The following is a 17,063-nucleotide window of genomic DNA, read 5'->3' on the forward strand; positions in this document are numbered from 1 at the left end:
TGCGGCTCAAATCTGGTTGAGGCGGTGCTGCAGTTCCAGCGCGCGCGCGCGATAGATCACGGCGCGTTCGTAGCCGGGATCGACCGCCAGGATGCGATCCCACAGGGCAATGGCCTGATCCAGTTTCTGATCCCGGTAAAGCACCACGGCGCGCTCGTGGTATGAGGCCAGCAGAGGCGCGCGTACGGCAGGATCACCAGCCGGCTTTACATGAGGATCCAGCGTCAGTGCCTCATCCAGGCGCGCCATGGCCTGGTCTTTCTGTCCCTGCCGGAGCAGGGCCGTGCTCTCTGCCTGCAGTCGCTGGGCTTTTGCCGCAGGTGACTCGTTGGACGGGGTCGCGTTGGAGGTGCTGGCCGTCGTGGCCACGCTGGTCGAGGTTTCCTTTGCGCTGCTACGCGACGACGCACGCGCGCTGATCGACGGCAAGCGGATCGTCTCGCCGGCGCGAAGCGTGGAGGGATTGGTCGAGCCGTTATAGCGCGCGAGCACCAGGAACTGGCTGGAGTCGCCCAGGTCGCGAGCGGCCAGCGTGCTGTAACTGTCGCCCGCCTGCACGACGTAGGAGCGGGACGTGGCGCCCAGCGCCACCTTCGGGTCCACCGTGAGCTGGCGCAACAGGTTCTGCGCGGCGCGGTCGTTGGGGTATTTGGCCAGGTAGCGGCGCAGCTGTTGCTCGCCATCGGCATAGCGACCGGGCAGCAGATAGGTGTTGGTGATGGCGCTCAGGCTCAACGGCTCGCCGTTGTCCGGCACCGTGGAAGCCTGCGCACCGGTGGCTGCCGGTGTTCCGCTGAAGGCGCTGCCCACCTTGGATTTGAGGGCGCCCACCTGGCTGCAACCGGCCGCGCCGAGCATCACTGCGAAACATATAACCCGTGTTGCGCGTGCCGCGACGCGTGGGCTGGAACCAACCGCAAACATCAAACTCATGCCTCGTCCTGCAAGGTGGCCGGCGCCTTGCGTCGCCGTCCCGGAAACATCGCCTGCCACAGGGAGGGCCAGAACCCGCCTGTGCGTGGGCGCACAAAAATCAGCGACACATTGTCGCCCATGGGGCCGCCCCGTTCGACGGCCAGGTGAATGGCTTCGCTCAGTGCCTGTTGCTGATCGCGACGCTGCACGAAGCGCCCGAGTTCCTCGTCCTGCAGTTGCGTCCACGCGCCATCGCTGCACAACACGAATGCGTGGCCGCGACGCAGTTCGCCACTGCCATGTTCAACCACCGGCCCCTCGGGGCCGCCCAGTCCGCGCAGCAGGAATTGTTGATCGTCGTGCGTGGCAAGGTCCTGTTCGTTGATCTCGCCTCGCTGATACCTGAGTTGCGCCAGGCTGTGATCTTCGGTGCGGCCCAGCAACTGATGGCCATCAAACCGGTACAGGCGGCTATCCCCCACGTGGGCCCAGGCGATGCGTTGGTCCTTCACCAGCAGGGCCACCACGGTGGAGTGGGGCGAGCCGTTCGCCAGCTGCTGCTGGCGGAGGCGAAGCTCGGCATGCGCGGCCTGGCACACCGACTCCAGGAACAGCGAGGTGGGCTGGTCACGCCAGGTGCCCTGCGCCCACAGGCGCCGGGTCGAGTCGATCACGCCTTGCGAGGCAAGCTCGCCCGCGCCATCGCCGCCCATGCCATCGGCCAGTACCAGCAGATAGGTGTGTGTCAGCGGGTCATGCAGGCAGACAAGGTCGTCCTGCTGCGTGTCCCGGCCGCCACGTGCCCGGCCACCCGCGACGCCGGGAAGCGTCCGCTCATCGATCGCGTTATCCACTTCCCCCCCTTTGAGGCTGCCCCGGCATCATCCCCTTGATGGGCCGGGCATGGGTGCATGGCACCCCTCGACATGCAGAGCCTACATCGCCACGCAGGCGCCACAAGGGCATCCTGGCATGGGCAGGGCCGCTGCCCACGCTTTCGTGATGCGCCTCACCGAAAGGCAGGGGTGAGCGTTTGCGTTGGGCCGGACGCTGGCATCGGCCCGATCAACCGTGGGTGGAGCGGGGCGCGCCGGGCCAGTGCATGGCCCGGCGCGCCATCCATTACCAGCGCATGTTGAAGCCGACGCGCAGGCTGTACGACGAGCTGTCGCCGAAGTGCTGCACGCTGGTCTGTGCAAGCGCTTCGCCGAACAGGCGGTAGCGGCCGTCCTTCCATGCCAGCGAACCACCGATGCCCAGGCCGCCCCACAGTGGTGCGTTCTTGCTGTTCAGGGTCAGGCCTGACACGTCGGTCTTGGTGCCGTCCATGAAGTCGTAGTACAGGTTGGCGATGCCGTAGACGTGCGCGCGGTTCATGCCCGCGTCGCCGTGCCAGCTGCTTTCATGATCCACCGCCAGCCCGGCGCGGGCGGTCAGGCTGTCGCCGTCCTGGCGCGATACGGCGGCACCGTAGGCGTCGGTGAAGCCATCAAAGCGCACCGACGAATACGTCAGCTGGCCCTGCGGAATCAGCGACCACTCGTCGTTCAACGCGAACTTCTGGCCGGCTTCCGCGCTCAGGTCGACACCCGAGGCATGGTTGTTGTTCGCCACCTGGCGCGCCAGCGTGTAGGAGTCGATGTCGCTGCGGTAACGGTTCCACTGCGCCACGCCATCCACATAGAAGCCGCTGGCACCGTACCAGGTCAGCGTGGCGCCCACGCCGTAGCCGTCGGTCTTGATGCGACCTTCGCCGAAGCTGGATGCCACGTTGGACGTCGCCTGGCCGGACTGTGCCGTGAGGCCCGCCACCAGCACGCCGCTGCTGCCTTCATGCAGCATGCCGTCCACGCCTACCTGCACCTTCTGCGTGGTCACGCCGTAGCTGGTGCCCGTGGTGGAGGTTTCCGGCGAGAGATCCGCGTGATCGGTGTAAACGCGCACCCATGCGGCACCGCTGTGCGGATCGGCGGTCGAGGCACCGTTGAAATCCGGGTTGCCTTCGCGCTGCTGCAGCGTGCCGATCTGGTTCAGTCGCTGCAGCACGCCGGCATAGGCTTCGTAGAGCGGCACGGTCGGGGCATACAGCGGCGCGGGGTTGGTCGTTGCCGGCGGCGTCGTCACGGGCGGGGTGGTCGGATCCGTCGGCGTGGTCACCGGCGGCGTGGTGACGGGCGGCGTCGTCACCGGCGGGGTGGTGACAGGAGGCGTCGTGACAGGCGGGGTGGTCGTTGCGGTCGATTCGGAACGCAGATACCAGTTGCCATCAGTGGGCGTGCTCACGCCGCCCTGATAGAGGCGATACGCATACGCACCCGCCACCACGGCCTGCTGGCCCTGATACACGTAGTCGCCCAGCAGGCTGAAGCTGCCGTTGGACGCACCCTGCACGTTGATGATGCGGATGCCTTCGACGGTCGGTGCGCCCGCGCCGGCGATGTTGGTGACCTTGACGTTGGTGTTGCCCGAGGTATTGCCGGTTACCACCAGGCGATCCGTCGACGAGGTGTCCTCACCCAGCACCGCCTGGATGGCGAGCGTGCCGCCTTGGCCGATGTAGTTGCCAGCCACCGTCAGCGTACCGATGGAATTGCCCGGCGCCACCGTGCCCGCATTGGTCACGTTGCCGAAGATGGTGCCGGTGCCGCCCAGCGTGCCGGCCGCATTCACCTGCACTGCGCTGGTGATCGAACCGTTCACCGACAGCGTGCCCGCATTGATGGTGGTGCCGCCGGTGTAGGTCTGTGCGGTGTTGAACACGGTGTTGCCCGTGCCTGCCTGCACCACGCTGCCGTTGCCGGTGATGGCGTTGGTGAAGTCCACCATGTCCGAGCGGTCGAACACCAGCGTGCCGCTGTTGGCAATGCCACCCACCACGCTGCCGCTGGTGCCGCCATTGCCGAGCTGCAGCGTACCGCCGCTGATGGTGGTGCCGCCGGTGTAGGTGTTGTTGCCTGCCAAAACGGTGGTGCCGCTGCCAGCCTGCAGCAGCGAGCCGGTGCCGGAAATCACGCCTGCCAGCACGAAGGCGTCGGAGCGATTGGACACCAGCGCCGCGTTATCGGTGACGTCACCGACGATGCTGCCGTTGGTGCCGCCATTGCCGAGCTGCAGCGTGCCGGCGCTGATCGTGGTGCCACCGGTGTAGGTGTTGGCACCGGTCAGCACGGTGGTGCCCGTGCCGTTCTGAGCCAGCGAGCCCGTACCGGAAACGACGCCGCCGAAGGTCACCGCATCCGAGCGGTCGAAGACGAGCGCCGCGTTGTTCACCACGTTGCCGACGATGCTGCCGGTGGTGCCGCCGTTGCCCAGCTGCAGCGTGCCCGCGTTGATGGCCGTGCCACCGGTGTAGGTGTTCGTGCCCGAGAGCAGCAGCGTGCCTGCACCGCTCTTCACCAGGCCACCGTTGCCGCTCACCATGCCCGTCAGGTTGAGCGTCGTGGCGGTATCCGTCTGTAGCGTGCCGTTGCCGTTAAGGCTCACGCCGCGCGCCGAGGTGATGTTCGCCGTGGTGTTGAGCGTGCCACCGTTGAAGGTGATGCCGCCGGCCGCAGCGCCGAGATTCGCATCGCTGCCCACGCTCAGCGTACCGGCGTTGATGGTGGTGCCACCGGTATAGGTGTTGATGCCGGTCAGCGTGGTGGTTCCCGCGCCCGACTGACTTACCGAGCCGCTGCCGCTGATCACGTTGCCGAAGGTGTAGGCATCGCTGCGGTTGAAGGCCAGTGTGCCGTTGTTGGTGACGTCGGTGGCGATGCTGCCCGTGCTGCCGCCGTTGCCGATCTGCAGGGTGCCGGCGTTGATGGTGGTGCCGCCGGTGTAGGTGCTGTTGCCCGTCAGTGCGGTGATGCCGGTGCCGTTCTGCGACAGCGTGCCCGTGCCGGAGATAGCGCCGCCGTAGACGAGTGCATCCGAGCGATCGAACACAATCGCCGCGTTGTTCGTCACGTCGCCGACGATGCTGCCGCTGGTGCCGCCGTTGCCAACCTGCAGCGTGCCCGAATTGATGGTGGTGCCGCCCGTATAGGTGTTCGTGCCGGTCAGCACCGTGGTGCCCGTGCCGTTCTGCGCCAGGGAGCCAGTGCCGGAAACGACGCCGGCAAACGTGATGACGTCGGAGCGGTTGAACGCGAGGGCGGCGTTGTTGGTGACGTTGCCGACGATGCTACCGCTGGTGCCGCCGTTGCCGATCTGCAGCGCGCCAGCGTTGATCGTGGTGCCACCCGTGTAGGTGTTCGTACCGGTCAGCACCGTGGTGCCGCTGCCGTTCTGCGCCAGCGTGCCCGAGCCCGATACGACGTTGGCGAAGGTCACCACGTCGGAGCGGTTCAAAGCGAGCGTGCCGTTGTCAGTGACATTGCCGTCAATGCTGCCGGTGATGCCGCCGTTGCCGAGCTGCAAGGTGCCGGCGTTGATGGTGGTGCCACCCGTGTAGGTATTTGTGCCCGTCAGCACGGTGGTGCCGGTGCCGTTCTGCGCCAGCGAACCGGTGCCGGAAACAACGCCCGAGAAGGTTGCAGCGTCCGAACGATTGAACGCGAGTGCGCCGTTGTCCGTGACATCGCCGACGATGCTGCCACTGGTGCCGCCGTTGCCGATCTGGAGCGTACCTGCATCGATGCTGGTACCGCCGGTGTAGGTGTTGGTACCCGTCAGCACAGTGGTGCCGGTACCGCTCTGCGCGACAGAGCCCGAGCCCGAGATCGCACCGGCATACGTGAGCACGTTCGAGCGATTGAACACCAGCGCCCAGTTGTTCGTTACGTTGCCGACGATACTGCCGGTGGTGCCGCCGTTGCCGATCTGCAAGGTGCCGGTGTTGATCGTGGTGCCACCGGTGTAGGTGTCGTCCCCGCTCAGCACCAGCGTGCCGCCGCTGGTCTTCACCAGCCCGCCCGCGCCGCTGACCAAGCCGGTGAGTTCGAGAGTGGTGGTCGTATCGGTCTGCAGCGTGCCCGTGCCATTCAGGATCACGGTGCGCGCCGTCGTGATGTCGCCCGTGGTGTTGAGCGTGCCGCCATTGAAGGTGATGCTGCCCGCCGCATCGCCGAGGTTCAGATTGCTGCCCACGGCCAGCGTGCCTGCATCGATGACGGTGCCGCCGCTGTAGGTGTTCGTGCCGGTCAGCACGGTGGTGCCTGTGCCTACCTGCGTCACCGTACCGGTGCCATTGATGAGATTGACGAAGGTGAAGGAATCGCTGCGGTTGAATGCCAGGTTGGCGTTGTCGGTCACGGTGCCGATGAAGCTGCCCGTGGTGCCACCATTGCCGACCTGCAAGGTGCCCGCCTGGATGATCCACGGCGTGGTCGTAAGGCCGTCGTTGTACAGGCTCCAGGTGCTGGTGCCGGTCTTCTGGAACGTGTTGAAGTTCTGGTACTGGTTGAAAGAGCCGACGAGGCTAAGGTCGAACGCAGCGTCCGTGGTGCCGCCGAGGGTGAGCGTCTGGGTACCTGAGGTACCTGCGATGACATCGCCAACAATATTGGAACCGTACTGCAGTTCGAGGTTGAGTGTGCGGCTCGCAGCGGTGGTAATGGCCGCGGCGCCGCCCCCCTGGATCGTGCCGCTGTTAACGACGGTCGTCCCACCCGTATTGTTGAAGGTCAACGCCGCCGTTCCACTCTTGCCGGTAATCGTGCCGCTGTTGACGATGGTTACCGCTCCGCTCAACGAGGTAGATACGCCGCCATTGATGGTGCCGTAGTTGTTGAGCGTGCCGCCCGAACCGATGGTCATGCCTGTGCCGACCGCGCCAGTCTGCGATGCGCCACCGGAAATCGTGCCGTAGTTGGTGAACTTGCCACCCAGAAGTAGCGATACGCCCGCGCCGCCAGTCGTCGCGCCCGCACTGATGCCACCCGTAATGATGCCCGTCGCACCATTGACGAACGTTCCAGGTCCTTGCGCCACGCCAAGGCCGCCTGCGCCGGCTGCGCCACCACCATTGCCGCCGGTGATGGTGCCGTTGTTCACCACGCTTGCAGTGGCTGCAGTCACCTGCAGGCCATAACCGCCAGCAGAGGTAGCGCCGGCCACCGCGTTGCCGTTGCCGCCGTTCAACGAACCGACAATAGTCAGCGTGGCTCCCGTGCCGGGGAACACGACGCCGTTGCCCGTGCCCTGACCGTAGCCCGTCAGGGTGAAGCCCTGCGTGTCGAGCGTCACCGGCACGGTGGGCGAAGGCAGCGAGCCGGTCGTGGTCAGCGCAAAGCTGTTGTCCAGCTGGATGGTGGCGTTGGCATCGCTGGTGGCGTTGATCTGATTGAGCGCGGCAACCAGCGAGGCCTGGTCGGTCACGCTATAGACCAGCGCCTCGGCCCTGCCGGGTAGCGCGCAGGCCACCGCCAGCGCCAAGCTGCTCAGGGCGATCAGCTCGCTCTTCTTGATGCCGCGCGCGCTCCGTGCCGGGGTGCTCTGTGTGGGGTTCATCGTTGTTTTCTCGCAGGTGGGGTTCGCCGGCGGCCTGCGCGGCCAGCGGCGGAAGGGGATGCAGGTGCGCGCTGTCGCGCGCGTATCAGCGCGGCGCCAACACGGGGGAATGACCGGGTGGAGTCGACCGTGGCGTAGGGAGTCGCCATGGCGAGCAGAGGGGCGTCAACAGCAGATGCGCTGGCGATACGGACGATATGCCGGCGTTGCTACAAGGCGAACCAGGTGCAGGAAACGGGCATGGGGACATCCGCCATCGCGGCGTATGCAGGGCGTGACTAGCTGGTCGGTTTGGTCATCGCCATGTCCCCTGTGGTTGTGAAATGGCGGTCATCGCTGGCTCCCTGCTCGCCGACCGCGTAAGCCTTTTATGATTTCTTAACTCTAGACGGGCGGGCACAACGCTCACAAGCCGACCAACCGCCACTTGTCTCGATCCAAATGGACCTGCTAGTGATCCCAGATCCGTACACGAGCCTGTCGTCCGGCGTCGCGGATGAAATGCGTTGGCAAGGCATCTGCTTCGGGTTGAAGGCAGACGCCATGGATCATGGTTCTCCCTTGAACGCCGACGCGAGCGCGCTCCCGGTCGCCAATCGCTCCGAAAACTCCGCCTGTAGGAAGTCCACGAAGCGGCGCACCCGCGGTGGCTGAAAGGCGTTGGGGTGGTACATCGCGTGGATGGGGGAGGGCGCGGACCAGGCGGGTGCGTGGACAAGCTGCAGGCGCCCGGCGCTTACATCCGCAGTGACGGCCCAGAGTTGGCGATAGGCGAAGCCGCGTCCCAATACGGCCCAGGTGCGTATCACTTCGCTGTCGGTGCATTCGTGATAACGCCGGACGCGTACGACATCCTCGCCAAGTTGCCACTCGTTTCTGGGGCCGGCCTGCGTGGTCAACACCAGCGTGGGAAGTTCGGCGAGGTCGTCGGGTTGCGTCGGCATGCCGTGCGTCTCGATGCATGCGGGCGATGCGCACACCACGCGCCAGCTGTCGGCGAGATGCCGCGCGATGAGGTCGCTGTCCTGCAGCGGGCCCACGCGTATGGCAACGTCGACATCGTCCGGCACGAAGCGCGACAGCGAATCGGACAGCGTCAGCACCACGCGCACGTCGGGGTGCAGCTCCATGAAGCGGTTGAGGATATGAACCAGCAGGTTGCGCCCCAGATCCGACGGCGCGGATACGCGCAACGTTCCGCTGACGGCGTCGGTACCGCTGCGCACCGCGCGCTCGGCTTCCTTCATGGTGTCGATGGCCACCCGGCAGGAGGCGATGTAGATGCGCCCTTCATCGGTCAGGCGCAGTTGCCGCGTGGTGCGCTCGAACAGCCGCGCGCCCAGCAGGGTCTCCACGCGTTGCACGCAGGCGCTGGCCGCGGCGGGCGAGAGCCCGGCACGTCGTCCGGCCGACGACAGGCTGCCAAGGTCGGCGGCATCGACAAGAAGCTGCATGTCGCTGAAGCGGTTCATCAGGTCAGCTCCAGTGCGGCGGGTCTGGGCCGGATCATCTTCAAATGCCATTTGAAGGTCAATCAAATCGGTGGCCCATTATCAAAGCCAGGGCCCGGTGTGACGATGCAATCCCCTCCCCACCGAAGGTGTCGCCATGTCATTCATCAAACGGGCGTTCGTTGCCTGCCTTATCGCCGCCATGGCCGCGTCGCCGGTGCTGGCCGCGCAGGACGCCATGAAGCCGGGCGAGATGGCCGACCATGGCATGGTTCCCACTGCACTGGTCGGTGCGTGGACGCTGGTCCGTTGCGACAACGTCTATCCCGACGGCCATCGCGTGGAGCTCTACGGCCCCAACCCCACGGGCATGTGGCTGATCGACGCCCAGGGCGATTACATGATGCAGATCGTGCGCGCGAAGCGTCTGCCGTTTGCGGCCAACGACAAATCCAAAGGAACGCCCGAGGAATATCGCGCTGCCTCGATGGACAGCAATGCGCACTACGGACATGTGAGTGCCGATGACAAGGTGATGCACAGCGACATCGTGCATGCCTCCTTCCCCAACTGGGACGGCCGCAGCAGCCAGACCAGTTACACCCTGCAGGGCGACGAGCTGACCTATCGCGTGGCCAAGCCATCCAGCGGTGCGGCCGAGGGTGCCTATGGCGAAGTGGTATGGCGGCGCGTGCGCTCGTAACAGCGCCTGCCGACAAGGCGGACGCCATGCCGTGACGAAGCGCCGGTGAATAGGCGTTTCTGGAGCGTCATGGCGTCTTCCGGTCGTAGTAGGTTGAATCGCTCTCGATGCGATGCTTGCCGACCCGGTAGACCGACATGATGCGAACGCTGACGGCTTTGCCCGGCGCATCCTTCAGATGGCCCGTGAGGACGAACTGGACGTAAACGTTGCTGCCCGCGGTTTCGATACTCGAAATAGTGTCCCTGGCGTCGGGGATGGCGGCGAAAATCCAGCGATAGGTGTCGGCGATCTTCGCGTTTCCCTGCAGTTGTGGGTAGTCGGGGCTTTGCAGCGTGGCATCTTCCGCGTAGAGGCTCTGGATGGCGTCGGCATCATGCCGATTGAACGCATCGAATTTCTGCGCCACCGTCTGCTCCGGATCCATGGCCTTCAAGGATGCGCCCTCGGCTGTAGCTGGCGGCAATGCAGCCTCGGCAACCGTGCCAAGCGCACACGCAAGGCCAAGCAACGTGATCGTTTTCATGGGAAGCGCCGCCTGTTGAGTGTGGGAGTTAGGATGAGTGGCGCATTGCCTGATGCGGCATCACCGGATGCCACACGCAGGACACCGGGCATTCACACTTCGATTGGATAGCGAGACGTGTGCAGATGATTGGAAAAAGCCGACACCGGGCGGAAGCGGGTCACGATCAGCACAGTGCCTCGGAACGCGGCATGTTCGGGCAGGGCTGCGGCGTCCTGCATCATTCGCTGGAGCCCGATGCCTACCGTCACACGCGCTACGGTCCACCGGCGGAGCTGGCCCGGTGGGTCGAGCATTTCTGGCTGGAGCAATGGGATCTTGGTGGGCGCGCGCCGCAGGCGCGGGTGGTGCTGCCGCACCCGTGCGTGCATCTGGTGTTCGCGCCGGGTCGCTCGCGGTGTTACGGCGTGCAACTGAAGCGTTTCGCGCGGGAGCTGAAAGATCAGGGCCGCATCCTTGGCATCAAGTTTCGGCCTGGCGCCTTCTATCCCTTCTTTCATCAGCCGGTCAGCGCCATCGCCAACTCCGCCGTGCCGGCCGGGCAGGTGTTTCCCAACGCCGGGGAAGGCGAGCGCCGCGTACTGGCATGCAGCGACGATCTCGCCATGGTGGCTGCGGCGGCGGCCTTCCTGTCGGAACATCTGCCTGCCGATGACCCGAATGTAGGCACGGTCTGCGACATCGTCGAGGCCATCGCGGGTGACGCGAAAATTACCCGGGTCGAGCAGCTTGTCGCCCGCTTCGACCTGCAGGAACGGACACTCCAGCGGCTGTTCCAGCGCTATGTCGGCGCAAGCGCCCGCTGGGTGATCAAGCGTTATCGCATCTATGACGTGCTTGCCCGGCTCACCGCGGGCGAGCCCATCGACTGGGCGACGCTTGCACAGGACATGGGCTACTTCGACCAGTCGCACCTGTATAACGACTTCAGGAAGCTGGTGGGCTGTTCGCCGGGGCAGTATTTGCCGTCCGGTTCTTAGGCCGCGCTCTTTCCCTCAGGGTGCGAGAGCTGGCAGCGTGTTGTTCGTCACCATCAATGCCCGGCAACGCTGGATGATTCCGCCGGTGCCGGGGACTCCGCGGCGGCGCGCTTGGGCGTGTCCAGCGGGCACCAGCTCTTGAGGCGCTTGCCTGCGCGGTACAGGTCGATGCATTCGCGCATCTCGGCCTTGAAGGCAAGCTCGGGCGTGTTGATCGGGCAGCCGGAGACGAGTGGCTTGCCATCCCTGTAATCCTTGATGCAGCCCGACAGCGGCGGCGTCTTGCCCGTATCGATGCCGCTGACCAGCGGTGCCGGCGGCAGGTTGAGGCGTTCGTCGCGATTCATCGGCGAAGCGGGCGGCGGCGGTGCGGCGCACAGCGGGTTGAAGGCGGTGCTTTTCTTGGTTGGGTCGCACACGCTCTTGGCGATTTCCTTCAGCGCATCGCCGACATGACGACCGACCGCGCCGCCGGCCGTTTCGTTCGGCGGCGGGAAGTATTTTTCGAAGCGGGTGGCCTTGTACTGCATGCGGTTGCTGTCGTGCTGCATGATCTGGCGATCGTCAGTGGCCTTCGCTGCAGTGCTGGCGCTTGCCGGTGCGGGTGCGTTGTCCGCTGTCGATGGCAAGCGGATCGAACCGCCCTTCGAGAACAGGTTGATGGCAGACGGCGCCGAGGTCGCCGGCGCGGGGGCTGCGGCGTGATCCTGCACCACCATGGCGTCGTGGTGAGGCTTCTCCAGCGTCACCGGGGGCGTGCGTGCGGCTGCCACGGGGCGCGGCGGCTCCGCCGCGCGGGCAGGCGAGGGTGGCTGCGGAGGCTCGGGTACCTGCGCGGCGCGTGGCGCTTTGGGGCGCGAGATCAGGCGCACGATCAGCGCCTGGTCGGTATCGAGGGGGGTTACTACCGCCTTCTGCGCGCGGGGCTGCATCTCGTGCCACAGCGCCACCGCGAACAACACGTGCAGGATCAGGACAAAGGCCAGCACCAGCGTCAGCACTGGCTGTGTCAGCGGCGCCTGTCGCCAGCGCCTGCGACCCAGGGTTGCACGCGTTTCGGTATCGAGTAATGCCAGGCCACGCCCACCATCCCACTCCTTACGATGTTGGACCTGCCCAGAACGCTCCATCACACCCCTAACTCAAGCCATTGACCCCACCGAACACACGCATGTCGCCAGCGCACGTTGCGACCAGGCTAACTAGACAGGTTCTTTCAAGCGGGGTTCCCCGAATCTGGGGTAGGCCATAAAAGTAACCGCCGCGGCGACATGAGTTCAGTTAACGCGCATGGGCTTTGTACGTGGACAGCGGTGGCGTGCGGGTGGGGTGGTCCCTGGGCGGTCTGGGCCATCGGGTGCCGTAACGGGCTCCGGAGCGGTGGTGAGGGCCGAAACGGATGGACGCATTTACTTTCGGGCTAAAGGCAATGGGTAGAAACGATGGGCCATGTGGCATCGGGCGTCGGGCTCCCCGGATTCTCGCTGCGCTTCATCCGGGCTACGGCCGAGCGCCGCTACGGGCGGCTCCAGCCAAAGTCGGAATACGACACGCCTTCGTATGCGCAACGGATGCCCTGCGCCGTGTAAGGAATGACGTCTGGCGGTAGCCGGTTGACATCATGCCAGCCAAGCTCGTCATGCTTTCCTTTCTCTAGTAACGCCGGGGTGCCTTCCCAGCGTTCCGCGATGAAAAAGGCCCCCAGCCATTCGGCGGACGTGTCGCCGGACCGGCAGTGCATGAGGTGCGCGAAACGAAGCGCGTCGGGGCTGACAACAAGCCCCGTTTCTTCCCGGAGCTCCCGCGCACCCGCCACGGCCAATGTTTCTCCGCCATCATGCGATCCGGCGGGCAGGCTGAGGTAACCATCCATCCAGCCCGTGTTGCTGCGTCGTAGCAGCAGTACGTTGTCTTCCCGGCAAACGATGACGAACACGCTCGTCGTCAACTGAAACCGCTGCCTCAAGATGCTCTCCGGTACCGGTCGCTGAAAGAAAAAGGGAGCGGGGTGGTCCTAAGCCCAGCCCGCCATTCCCTCAACCGTTCGGATGCGCCAGCGCGTAGTCGATCGAAGCGCGGATGGCGGCCACCTGGGCGTCATTGCATTGCTGTGGAGTGGCGCGAGGGCTGTCGGGGTAGACCTCGGTGGTGGTGGTGTAGCGCGCGTTGGTGATGCCGGCGCACAGGTTCCACTGCTTCACCGGGAATTTGATCACGCCCGGCATGAGCAGCGGCGAGCCGATGATTTCACCGCGAGCATCGGCAGGGGCGATGTGGGTGACCTTGGCCACGGCCTCGATCACGGCCTGCTGGAAGTCGGGCTGGGGCTGGTCGGTATCGTCCACCAGATAGAAGCCGTCGGGCACTTCGCCGGGTTCGAAGCTCTTGCCGTCGCGTGCAGCAAGGGCGGGGCGGAATTCCGATTCGTCGGAATCGGTGGTTTCGTGCAGGTCGATATGCATCAGCGCGATATCGCGCAACGGTTCCAGCAGATCCACCAGGGCAGCGGATTCACCGGCCGGGCTGTGCTTGACGAAGTTGCGGTTGGGATCGAGCGCGTCGGGGTTCCAGCGATGGATGCGCTCGTAGGCCCACGGGCTGACACAGGGCACGACCAGCAGGTTGGCCCGGCCGGCGTAGTCGCGGCCGTGTTGCTGCAGGAACTGCAGCGCGCCATGCACGCCGCTGGTTTCATAGCCATGCACGCCGCCGGTGACCACCAGTACGGGCAATCCATCGCGCCAGTCGCGGCTGCGCACGGCCAGCAGCGGGTAGTGCTCGGTGCCGTAGCTCAGTTCGCCGTACTGCGCCACGTCGTAGGCGTCGCGCAGGCCATCGACCACGCGCAGGACGTCGTCGGCATAGCTGCGGTGCTTGACCTGTCGCGCCAGCCACTCGGCGCGTTCTGCCGCGCCCCAGGGCTGGCCGGGGGTGCCGATGGGATAGAAAGCCTGGTTGCTCATGCTGAAACCGTCCGGGTGGGGAGGGGCACTTTATCATTCGCCCCCGGCCTGAGCGGCATCGGGGTGACCGCCACGGCCTTGGCATGGCGTGCTGGCGAGTGCCGCGCAATCCGCCCCTTGGCACGGACATGAATGCACCGCCTCGCCCGACGGGCGCCAGCACGTGGAGTCGGCAAGCGCGCCCCATGGCCTGCAACCGTGAGGTGAAGAAGGCGGGCGTGCATGCATCCATGCGTGGGTGTTTCGATGAGGACGAAGCCTTCCGCGGGGTCGATGCGGGCATGGGTTGGCGTGAAGTTGTTCGCCTGCTTTTCGCCGGAAAACTTACGTGTCGCCAACAAAACATGTCGACGCGAATGATTGGCGAAAGAAAGCTTTTGCGTATTTTTCCAGCACGAAAAACCTTCGCATTTTCTTTCTCGGCGTATGCCTTCCAGACGTCTGCTTCGGTGCGGAACGCGAGCGTATAAGTTCGGCCAACAGGGTTTGTTGAGCCTGCGCAGGATGCGCTTGTTCGCCACGTTAGGGGGGCACCATGAGCGACAAGACCGTGCCGTTGATCGACATGGATTGGGATGCGTTTGATCCATGGCGTATCCAGCCGTTCAATCACCGGTTGACCGAGCATCCGTTGTTGCAGACGCAGGAGCTGGTGGAGCTTGGCAAGCGGTGCCGGGGCACCAAGCTCTGGTATGCCTTCAACAGCGATGTCACCGCCGGCACCGATTTCGACGATGCGTCCAATCTTTTTCCCACCTCGAAATCCGCGGTGGATTCCCTGCGTGACATTGGCAGCGCGAAGGCATGGGTGTTGTTGCGCCATATCCAGGCCGACCCGCGCTATCGCACATTGGTGGATGAGGTGATCAACCCCATGCAGCCGATGATCGAGCGCAAGGACCCTGGCCTGTATTACCGCGCCGGGTGGATCTTCTCTGCATCGCCCAATACGGCCACGCCGTTCCATATCGATCGCAGCCACGTGTTCCTGTTCCAGATACGCGGCACCAAGACGGTATACGTGTGGGATGCCAACGACCGGGTGGTGTGCAGCGATCGCGCGCGCGATTGCTTTCATCTTCGCCACGACCTGAGCCGCACGCTGTGGAAGGAAGAGTTTCGCCGTCGCGCGCATGTGTTCCGCCTGAGTCCGGGCACGGGCGTGTACATGCCGCTGACCAGCCCGCACATGGTGGAGACCAGCCAGGAGTCGTCGACCACCATCAGCTTCACATACAACACCGATGCCACGCGGCGAAACGGTCGGGTGCACGTGATGCGCGAGATGCTCGCCAAGCTGGGTATCTCACCGCCGGATGTGGGCGTGAACACGTTGTTCGACCGCGCCGCTTATGCCGCAGGGTCGGCCATCGTGGTGTGCCATGGGCCGGGTGGGCATCCGCCGGCGTGTCCGTCGTTGCTGCGCAAGAGTGACTATGCGGTGGCGGACTAGGTTTGATCCGCGCGCTTCGTCGCTCCACCAGAAGACATAGGCAGCCGCCGCAACGCCAGCCCTGACGGAGGATCCTGCGACGCGTTTCCTTGCTTTTCGCCCCAAGCTAAAGAGCCCGGCTTTCGCCGGGCTCACTATGCTTGCTGCGCGGAACTCGTAGGGCTCAGTCGCCGTCCTGGTCGCCGTAGTAGGCCGGCGCGGGTGAGCTGTAAACCACCGTGCCCTGCTGCACCACGGGTGCATCCTCGTAGACCACCGTGGTCGGCTGGCGATACACCACCGTCGGTTGCTGCGGGTAGTAATAGGTCGGCGGCGGCGGGGCGGAAACGGCCTGAGTGATGATGGCCGCGGCCGCGCCGGCCACGATGGCGCCGGCGATCCATTGGCCACCACTCCAGTGACCGCGCTCGCGGTGCCAGTCGCCACGATCGCCGTGCCAACCACCACGGTCACCGCGCCAGCCGCCTCGGTCGCCATGCCAGTCACTGTGACCCCAGCCACCGCGGCCGTGATCTCCGTCGTGTGCAGAGGCAGCCATCGGCGCGCCGACAGACGCGACGAGCGCCAGGCCGAGCAACATGCGTTTGCCGATCGCGAATTTGTTCATGAAGCACCTCCGTTGAGTTGATGCAGATGCTCGGGCCGGAAGGCTTAATGCCTACTGAAATTTTTTGCGATTTGTCTTGTGTCGACGGCGCCGTTGCCTGCCGTTTGGCTCAAGGCAAAGAATTCGTAAGCAGGCGCTTAGCGTTGGCTTAGCGGATGCTTCGGCAGCCTGCAGGCCGCACCAGCAAGCCGTTTGTGGTGGATGGTGAAAGTGGGCTCGGATTCGCCCTTGCAGCTTTTCCGCAGGGCGCACTTGCCTGCGACGGCAGCCCGCACGGCGCCGTCAATCCTTGCGATGGGGCGGCTTGAGAAGCGGCACGCGCACTACCACATAGCATTCAGTCAACGGGGAGGTTTCAGGGTTCGCGAAGCGCCGGTCGGCGGCACGCGGCTCCCCCATCCGCCACTTTCACTCACGGGAAGGATCAACACATGAGCACGAAAACCGAAACGGCCCTGCTTGCCGGCGGCTGCTTCTGGGGCATGCAGGATCTGCTGCGCCGCTACCCGGGCGTACTCTCCACCCGCGTGGGTTACTCGGGCGGCGACGTGCCCCATGCCACCTATCGCAACCATGGCACGCATGCCGAAGCGATCGAGATCGTGTTCGACCCGGCCGTGATCAGCTACCGCGATATCCTGGCCTTCTTCTTCCAGATCCACGACCCGAGCACGAAGAACCGCCAGGGCAACGACATCGGCATGAGCTATCGCTCGGCGATCTTCTACCTGAGCGACGAACAGAAGCAGGTGGCGGAAGACACCATCGCCGACGTGGATGCCTCCGGCCTGTGGCCGGGCAAGGTGGTCACCGAAGTGACGCCGGCCGGCCCGTTCTGGGAGGCGGAACCGGAGCATCAGGATTACCTGGAGCGTTACCCCAACGGCTACACCTGCCACTTTCCGCGGCCGGACTGGAAGCTGCCGCACCGGAGCAGCGACGCCGCCTGAGGCGTCAGACCAGCAACACCCATAGCCACCTTGTGGGAGCGCATCCTGTGCGCGACAGCCCGGCGGAGTGGTGAAACCGGTGC

The 17,063-nt window shown here is 65.1% G+C and carries 14 protein-coding genes; 5 read left to right on the forward strand and 9 right to left on the reverse strand.

Annotated features, from left to right (window positions below; translation table 11 throughout):
* Positions 1-6 precede the first annotated feature (6 nt).
* The 4 genes from H8F01_RS16540 to H8F01_RS16555 all read right to left on the reverse strand — a co-directional run bounded on the left by H8F01_RS16540 (position 7) and on the right by H8F01_RS16555 (position 8,819).
* Positions 7-831 (reverse strand): LysM peptidoglycan-binding domain-containing protein, encoded by an 825-nt coding sequence (locus H8F01_RS16540; protein ID WP_238481022.1) that lies wholly within the window; start codon positions 829-831, stop codon positions 7-9.
* 98 nt (positions 832-929) lie between these two features.
* The gene (locus H8F01_RS16545; protein ID WP_187056155.1) at positions 930-1,769 is read right to left on the reverse strand and encodes a PP2C family protein-serine/threonine phosphatase; all 840 of its coding nucleotides are present in this window, start codon (positions 1,767-1,769) and stop codon (positions 930-932) included.
* Positions 1,770-2,037: 268 nt separating this feature from the next.
* Positions 2,038-7,347 carry an autotransporter outer membrane beta-barrel domain-containing protein gene (locus H8F01_RS16550; protein WP_187056156.1) on the reverse strand — a complete coding sequence of 1,770 codons (5,310 nt, stop codon included), beginning with the start codon at positions 7,345-7,347 and terminating at the stop codon, positions 2,038-2,040.
* A gap of 548 nt (positions 7,348-7,895) precedes the next feature.
* A complete protein-coding gene (locus tag H8F01_RS16555) occupies positions 7,896-8,819 on the reverse strand; it encodes a LysR family transcriptional regulator (protein WP_187056157.1) in 924 nt (307 codons plus the stop codon).
* Positions 8,820-8,955: 136 nt separating this feature from the next.
* Between H8F01_RS16555 and H8F01_RS16560 the strand changes: the two genes are divergently transcribed.
* A complete protein-coding gene (locus H8F01_RS16560; protein WP_187056158.1) occupies positions 8,956-9,501 on the forward strand; it encodes a lipocalin-like domain-containing protein in 546 nt (181 codons plus the stop codon).
* A gap of 67 nt (positions 9,502-9,568) precedes the next feature.
* Here the strand turns inward: H8F01_RS16560 and H8F01_RS16565 are convergent, their stop codons facing one another.
* Positions 9,569-10,027, reverse strand: coding sequence for a nuclear transport factor 2 family protein (locus H8F01_RS16565; RefSeq protein ID WP_187056159.1), 459 nt, complete (start codon positions 10,025-10,027; stop codon positions 9,569-9,571).
* A 191-nt stretch (positions 10,028-10,218) separates the two neighbouring features.
* On the opposite strand from H8F01_RS16565, the gene H8F01_RS16570 reads away from it, so the two are divergent.
* The gene (locus H8F01_RS16570; protein WP_187056160.1) at positions 10,219-11,007 is read left to right on the forward strand and encodes an AraC family transcriptional regulator; all 789 of its coding nucleotides are present in this window, start codon (positions 10,219-10,221) and stop codon (positions 11,005-11,007) included.
* 53 nt (positions 11,008-11,060) lie between these two features.
* Here H8F01_RS16570 and H8F01_RS16575 read toward each other — a convergent pair whose 3' ends face one another.
* The 3 genes from H8F01_RS16575 to H8F01_RS16585 form a co-directional block, all read right to left on the reverse strand.
* The gene (locus H8F01_RS16575) at positions 11,061-12,137 is read right to left on the reverse strand and encodes a hypothetical protein (RefSeq protein WP_238481268.1); all 1,077 of its coding nucleotides are present in this window, start codon (positions 12,135-12,137) and stop codon (positions 11,061-11,063) included.
* 386 nt (positions 12,138-12,523) lie between these two features.
* Entirely contained in the window at positions 12,524-12,973 is a 450-nt protein-coding gene (locus H8F01_RS16580; protein ID WP_187056161.1) for an NUDIX hydrolase, read from the reverse strand.
* Positions 12,974-13,043: 70 nt separating this feature from the next.
* Positions 13,044-13,970, reverse strand: a complete 927-nt coding sequence (locus tag H8F01_RS16585; RefSeq protein WP_187056162.1) for a M14 family metallopeptidase — start codon at positions 13,968-13,970, stop codon at positions 13,044-13,046.
* Positions 13,971-14,155: 185 nt separating this feature from the next.
* Between H8F01_RS16585 and H8F01_RS16590 the strand changes: the two genes are divergently transcribed.
* Positions 14,156-14,440, forward strand: a complete 285-nt coding sequence (locus H8F01_RS16590) for a hypothetical protein (protein ID WP_187056163.1) — start codon at positions 14,156-14,158, stop codon at positions 14,438-14,440.
* A gap of 65 nt (positions 14,441-14,505) precedes the next feature.
* Positions 14,506-15,423, forward strand: a complete 918-nt coding sequence (locus H8F01_RS16595; RefSeq protein WP_187056164.1) for a JmjC domain-containing protein — start codon at positions 14,506-14,508, stop codon at positions 15,421-15,423.
* 163 nt (positions 15,424-15,586) lie between these two features.
* On the opposite strand, the gene H8F01_RS16600 is transcribed toward H8F01_RS16595, so the two are convergent.
* Positions 15,587-16,030: a hypothetical protein gene (locus tag H8F01_RS16600; RefSeq protein ID WP_187056165.1), complete on the reverse strand. Its 444-nt coding sequence runs from the start codon at positions 16,028-16,030 to the stop codon at positions 15,587-15,589.
* 431 nt (positions 16,031-16,461) lie between these two features.
* Between H8F01_RS16600 and msrA the strand changes: the two genes are divergently transcribed.
* Positions 16,462-16,980 carry a peptide-methionine (S)-S-oxide reductase MsrA gene (msrA, locus tag H8F01_RS16605; RefSeq protein WP_187056166.1) on the forward strand — a complete coding sequence of 173 codons (519 nt, stop codon included), beginning with the start codon at positions 16,462-16,464 and terminating at the stop codon, positions 16,978-16,980.
* The last annotated feature ends 83 nt before the right edge of the window (positions 16,981-17,063 follow it).

The sequence above is a fragment of the Dyella telluris genome, from assembly GCF_014297575.1.
Classification (GTDB): domain Bacteria; phylum Pseudomonadota; class Gammaproteobacteria; order Xanthomonadales; family Rhodanobacteraceae; genus Dyella; species Dyella telluris.